Source organism: Agarivorans sp. (genome assembly GCF_050295395.1).
In the GTDB taxonomy this organism is placed as follows: domain Bacteria; phylum Pseudomonadota; class Gammaproteobacteria; order Enterobacterales; family Celerinatantimonadaceae; genus Agarivorans.
Genome location: NZ_JBNKPP010000058.1, coordinates 1 through 4,824, shown reverse-complemented (window position 1 = coordinate 4,824; position 4,824 = coordinate 1). Strand labels below are relative to the sequence as shown.

Sequence of the window (4,824 nt, the reverse complement as noted above, 5' to 3'; positions counted from 1 at the left end):
GCTCATGGCGTTGCTCGTTGATGTAATCAATCATGGCTGCCAAGGTGGTAGATTTACCCGAGCCAGTTGGGCCGGTAACCAGTACCAGACCACGAGGATGCTCGGCAATTTGGCGGAAAATCGCTGGCGCGCCAAGCTGGTCTAGACTTAATACTTCAGAAGGAATGGTACGAAATACTGCGGCGGCACCTCGGCTTTGCTGAAAGGCGTTAACCCTGAAGCGAGCCACGCCAGGCACTTCAAAAGAAAAGTCGATTTCTAAATTTTCTTCGTACTCTTTGCGCTGCTTGTCATTCATAATATCGTAGATCAAGCTATGCACTTGCTTATGCTCTAATGCTGGCACATTGATTTTACGCACCTCACCATCCACCCTAATCATTGGTGGTAATTCTGCAGATAGGTGTAGATCCGAGGCATTATGTTTTACACTAAAGGCCAGTAATTCAGTAACATCCATTTAATTTTCCTCAATGTGAGTCTATGAGCAGTATTACCCAAGCACTTCAATTTGTTAACCACCAAATTCAGCAAGCGTTAGCTCAAGCACATCGCCCAGCTAATAGCGTTGATTTATTAGCCGTTAGTAAGACTAAGCCGCTGGGTGATATTGCCCAAGCCTATCAGGCAGGCCAACGTCGTTTTGGTGAAAATTATGTACAGGAAGGCGTCGATAAGATCCTCGAAAGCCGACAACAAGCTTGGCTAAACGAGCCCATCGAATGGCATTTCATCGGCCCGCTCCAATCCAATAAAACTCGCCTTGTTGCCGAGCATTTCGACTGGATGCAAACCTTAGATCGCGCCAAAATTGCCGACCGCCTTGCCGCTCAGCGTCCTGAGCAGATGGCTCCCCTGCAAGTGTGTATTCAAGTTAATATTAGCCAAGAGCAAGCAAAATCGGGAGTCAGCCTTGCAGAAGTTGATGCCCTAGCTGCACATATTGCGCAACAGCCACAACTCAACTTACGTGGTTTAATGGCGATTCCCCAAAACCTTGGGCAAGGGCAAGCGCTGGCAGAGCAGTTTAAAGCCATGGGCGAAAAATTTGCTGAATTACAGCAACAATATGCTAGTGTCGATACCCTTTCCATGGGAATGAGTGGCGACATGCAATTGGCGATCAATCACGGCAGCACCATGGTACGGGTAGGCAGCGCTATTTTTGGCCAACGTGGCTAATAGATAACAAAGAAGGATTAAGCAACATGACAGCTCGAATCGCATTTATCGGTGGCGGTAATATGGCCAGCAGTTTAATTGGCGGCATCATCGCCAATGGTGCCGCTGCCAGTAACATCACAGCTAGCGATCCCAACCTTGAACAACAGCAAAAGCTCCAGCAACAATTCGCCATTAATGTCACCGCCGATAATGGCCAAGCCATAGCCAGCAGTGACATTGTAGTATTAGCGGTAAAACCACAGTTAATGGCCGAAGTCTGCCAAGCTCTTAAAGACTTAGGCTTGGATTTAAGCGCCAAGCTGTTTATTTCCATCGCCGCCGGCATCAGTGTAAAACGCCTTAAGGGCCTGTTGGGTGAGCATGTTGCCATTGTTCGCACCATGCCTAATACCCCAGCCCTAGTTGGCCGCGGAATGACCGGCCTGTATGCCGCAGCAGACGTGAGTAGCGAGCAAGCCACCAGCGCCGAGCAGTTAATGCAAGCGGTGGGCGAAACCTGCTGGGTTGAGCAAGAAGACGAAATTAATCATATTATTGCAGCAGCGGGCAGTGCGCCGGCTTACTTCTTCCTATTTATGGAAGCCATGCAACAGCATGCCGAGCAGCTAGGCTTTAGCCCAGAGCAAGCACGCAAGCTGGTACAACAATCGGCCTTGGGCAGTGCCGAACTGGTTGCCGCCAACCCAAACCTTGAATTAGCCACCCTTCGGGCCAATGTTACCTCTAAGGGAGGAACCACCGCAGAGGCTATTCGCGTATTTGAAGAACAAGGTGTACGTAAAATAGTGGCCAATGCCATGGACGCCGCAATAGCACGCGGTAGAGAAATGGAAAGTTTGTTTTAATTTTATTCGAGGACCTTATGCAAGCGTTTAGTTATTTAATTGAGGTGGTATGCAACCTCTATTTGATGGTGGTATTACTACGAGTTTGGCTACAAATGGCTCGCGCCGATTTTTATAACCCTCTCAGCCAGTTTGTGGTGAAAGCCACTAATCCGGTAGTCGTGCCGCTACGGCGTATTATTCCTGGTTTTGCTGGCATCGACTGGGCGGCAGTGTTTGTGGCGTTGCTGGTGTCCTTCGCCAAGTGGGGCATATTAATGCAAATGCGTGGCGGTTTTGATTTGACCGCCGTGGCCATACTGGCCTTCTTTAGCACCCTAAAAGAAGCCGGCATGTTGTTATTCTGGGTATTATTGCTACGCGCCATTCTAAGCTGGGTGAGCCAAGGCCGCAGCCCGGTAGAATACGTGCTAGGGCAACTTACCGAGCCTCTATTAGCGCCGATCCGCCGTATTATTCCGGCCATCGGTGGCCTAGACCTGTCGGTATTAGTGCTGTTTATTGCACTTAACTTCTTAAACATGCTAATTGCTGGCTGGGTGCCTTTCTGGAGCTCGCTGTAAGTGGCGAGCCCTGCGCAATTGGATGGCGAAAACCTGCTACTGCAGGTTTACGTGCAACCCAAAGCCAGCCGCGATGCCATTGTTGGTGTGCATGGTGACGAGCTAAAAATAGCCATCACCGCCCCGCCCATCGACGGCAAGGCCAATCAACACCTGAGTAAATACCTAGCCAAGCAATGCAAGGTGGCTAAGTCTCAGGTTAACATCCTGCGGGGTGAGCTAGGCCGCCATAAAACCATCAGCATTAATCAACCCAGCATCATTCCCGAAGCTATCGCAGAACTGCTGTAAGCTTCGCCCTAAATCTTATCTATACTAGAAACAGCCATGACAAAAGGGTCAAATCGATGAGTAAGTCTTTACTACTGAGCCTAATTTTCAGCTTTACCTTGTTAAGCGCGCCCAGTTTTGCCGAACAAAAAAGCCAATTAGGCCCCTACGAAGTGCACTACATCGCGTTTAACTCTACCTTTGTTACCCCAGAAATCGCCAAGTTGTACGATATTCAGCGCAGTCGCTATAACGCCCTAATTAACATTTCGGTATTAGACAGCCGCAATAAAAACAAACCCGCGGTGGCGGTAAAACTCAGTGGCACCGCGCGTAACTTAATTGGCAACCAAACTAATTTAGATTTTAAAGAAGTGCGCGAAGGTGAGGCCGTTTACTATCTCGCCCAACTGCGCTTCAGTAACGAAGAAACCTTTCGTTTTGAAATCACCGTAGACGATGGCAAAAGCCAGCAGTTGTTAAAGTTCCAGCAAAAGCTCTACGTAGATTAAGCTAGCCACGTCCCGCCGATTAAGGCTTCTTCCCCGCCAGCCTCTGGTTTAGACTAGTAGCTGGCTTGTTATGTTCTAGGAAATCTCATGCAAAAAGTTGTTCTCGCCACTGGTAATCCGGGTAAGGTGGCCGAGCTATCGGACTTACTTAAACCTCTGAATAAACAGATTATTGCCCAAAGTGAATTCAATATAGAGGACGCCGCAGAAACCGGTACTACCTTCGTAGAAAATGCCATTATCAAGGCGCGACATGCGGCGCGCATTACCGGCTTAGCCGCCATCGCCGATGATTCGGGTTTAGCGGTTGACTACCTCAATGGCGCGCCAGGCTTATATTCTTCTCGTTACGCCGGTGAACAAGCTAGCGACCACGACAACCTAGTTAAACTATTGGCCGCACTAGAAGGTGTGCCAGAAGCGCAACGCGGCGCCGAGTTCCACTGTGTATTGGTGTATTTGCGCCACGCCGACGACCCCGCTCCGCTAATCTGCCATGGCAAATGGCGCGGCCGCATCACCACCCAAGTCCACGGTGAAGGCGGTTTTGGTTATGATCCGATTTTCTGGGTAGAACAACAGCAAGCCACTTCGGCGCAACTCAGCAAGGCTGAGAAAAATGCTCTTAGCCATCGTGGTATGGCGCTGCGCCAGCTATTAACCCAAATGGAAAATGAAGCATGCTAAGTCGCACTCCGGCACTCAGCTTGTATGTGCACATCCCTTGGTGTGTACAAAAGTGTCCCTATTGTGATTTCAACTCACACGGCTTAAAACAAGCGCTGCCGGAACAGCCCTATATTCAGGCTCTACTGAATGACCTAGACGATGATTTAGCGCGTTTTCCGCATTTGCGCCAACAGCCACTGCTGAGCATCTTCATTGGTGGTGGCACCCCAAGCCTGTTGTCGGCAGAAGCCATAGACAACTTACTAACGGGGGTGGCCGAGCGCCTGCGCTTTAGCCCAGACATTGAAATCACCATGGAAGCCAACCCCGGCACCGCCGAGGCCGAGCGCTTTGCCGGCTATTATCAAGCGGGAGTGAATCGACTCTCGATTGGCGTGCAAAGTTTCCAAAGCCAACACCTGAGCAAACTAGGACGTATTCATAGCGGTGACGAGGCGATCCGCGCCTTTGAATTTGCCCAGCAAGCGGGCTTTAAACGCATCAACCTCGACCTAATGCATGGCCTGCCACAACAAAGTCTAGCGCAAGCCATGGCCGATCTGGAACAAGCCTTTGCTTTGGGGCCTAGCCACCTGTCGTGGTATCAACTGACCATTGAGGCCAATACTGCCTTTGCCTCGCGCCCACCTAAATTGCCTAACGAAGATTTACTCTGGGACATTTACCAACAGGGGCAGCAACAGCTACAGCAAGCGGGCTATCAGCAATATGAAGTTTCGGCCTACTGTCGTGATGGGGATCGCGCAGTACATAACCTTA

Annotated in this window: 8 protein-coding genes; 7 read left to right on the top strand and 1 reads right to left on the bottom strand. The window is 50.0% G+C overall.

Annotated elements, in window-relative coordinates; all coding sequences use genetic code 11:
• The coding region (locus tag ACQY6Q_RS03445) for a type IV pilus twitching motility protein PilT (protein WP_427977903.1) at positions 1–460 on the bottom strand (460 nt) is incomplete at its 3' end.
• Between the two features lie 23 nt (positions 461–483).
• Between ACQY6Q_RS03445 and ACQY6Q_RS03440 the strand changes: the two genes are divergently transcribed.
• From ACQY6Q_RS03440 to hemW, 7 genes are all read left to right on the top strand, one after another.
• A complete protein-coding gene (locus tag ACQY6Q_RS03440; RefSeq protein WP_427977901.1) occupies positions 484–1,182 on the top strand; it encodes a YggS family pyridoxal phosphate-dependent enzyme in 699 nt (232 codons plus the stop codon).
• A gap of 26 nt (positions 1,183–1,208) precedes the next feature.
• Complete coding sequence (gene proC / locus ACQY6Q_RS03435; RefSeq protein ID WP_427977899.1) at positions 1,209–2,030, top strand: pyrroline-5-carboxylate reductase; 822 nt, start codon at positions 1,209–1,211, stop codon at positions 2,028–2,030.
• A gap of 17 nt (positions 2,031–2,047) precedes the next feature.
• Positions 2,048–2,593, top strand: a complete 546-nt coding sequence (locus ACQY6Q_RS03430; protein ID WP_427977897.1) for a YggT family protein — start codon at positions 2,048–2,050, stop codon at positions 2,591–2,593.
• Positions 2,594–2,884 (top strand): DUF167 family protein YggU, encoded by a 291-nt coding sequence (gene yggU / locus ACQY6Q_RS03425; RefSeq protein WP_427977895.1) that lies wholly within the window; start codon positions 2,594–2,596, stop codon positions 2,882–2,884.
• 56 nt (positions 2,885–2,940) lie between these two features.
• The gene (locus tag ACQY6Q_RS03420) at positions 2,941–3,375 is read left to right on the top strand and encodes a DUF4426 domain-containing protein (protein ID WP_427977893.1); all 435 of its coding nucleotides are present in this window, start codon (positions 2,941–2,943) and stop codon (positions 3,373–3,375) included.
• 87 nt (positions 3,376–3,462) lie between these two features.
• Positions 3,463–4,062, top strand: coding sequence for an RdgB/HAM1 family non-canonical purine NTP pyrophosphatase (gene rdgB, locus ACQY6Q_RS03415; RefSeq protein WP_427977891.1), 600 nt, complete (start codon positions 3,463–3,465; stop codon positions 4,060–4,062).
• A partial coding sequence (gene hemW / locus ACQY6Q_RS03410) for a radical SAM family heme chaperone HemW (RefSeq protein WP_427977888.1) occupies positions 4,056–4,824 on the top strand: 769 nt, incomplete at its 3' end. The genes rdgB and hemW, both read left to right, overlap by 7 nt.

Bases quoted from the DNA above. Each gene is read 5' to 3' on its own strand.
- rdgB (WP_427977891.1), top strand. From the start codon at position 3,463: ATGCAAAAAGTTGTTCTCGCCACTGGTAATCCGGGTAAGGTGGCCGAG.
- proC (WP_427977899.1), top strand. From the start codon at position 1,209: ATGACAGCTCGAATCGCATTTATCGGTGGCGGTAATATGGCCAGCAGT.
- ACQY6Q_RS03420 (WP_427977893.1), top strand. From the start codon at position 2,941: ATGAGTAAGTCTTTACTACTGAGCCTAATTTTCAGCTTTACCTTGTTA.
- ACQY6Q_RS03440 (WP_427977901.1), top strand. From the start codon at position 484: ATGAGCAGTATTACCCAAGCACTTCAATTTGTTAACCACCAAATTCAG.
- ACQY6Q_RS03430 (WP_427977897.1), top strand. From the start codon at position 2,048: ATGCAAGCGTTTAGTTATTTAATTGAGGTGGTATGCAACCTCTATTTG.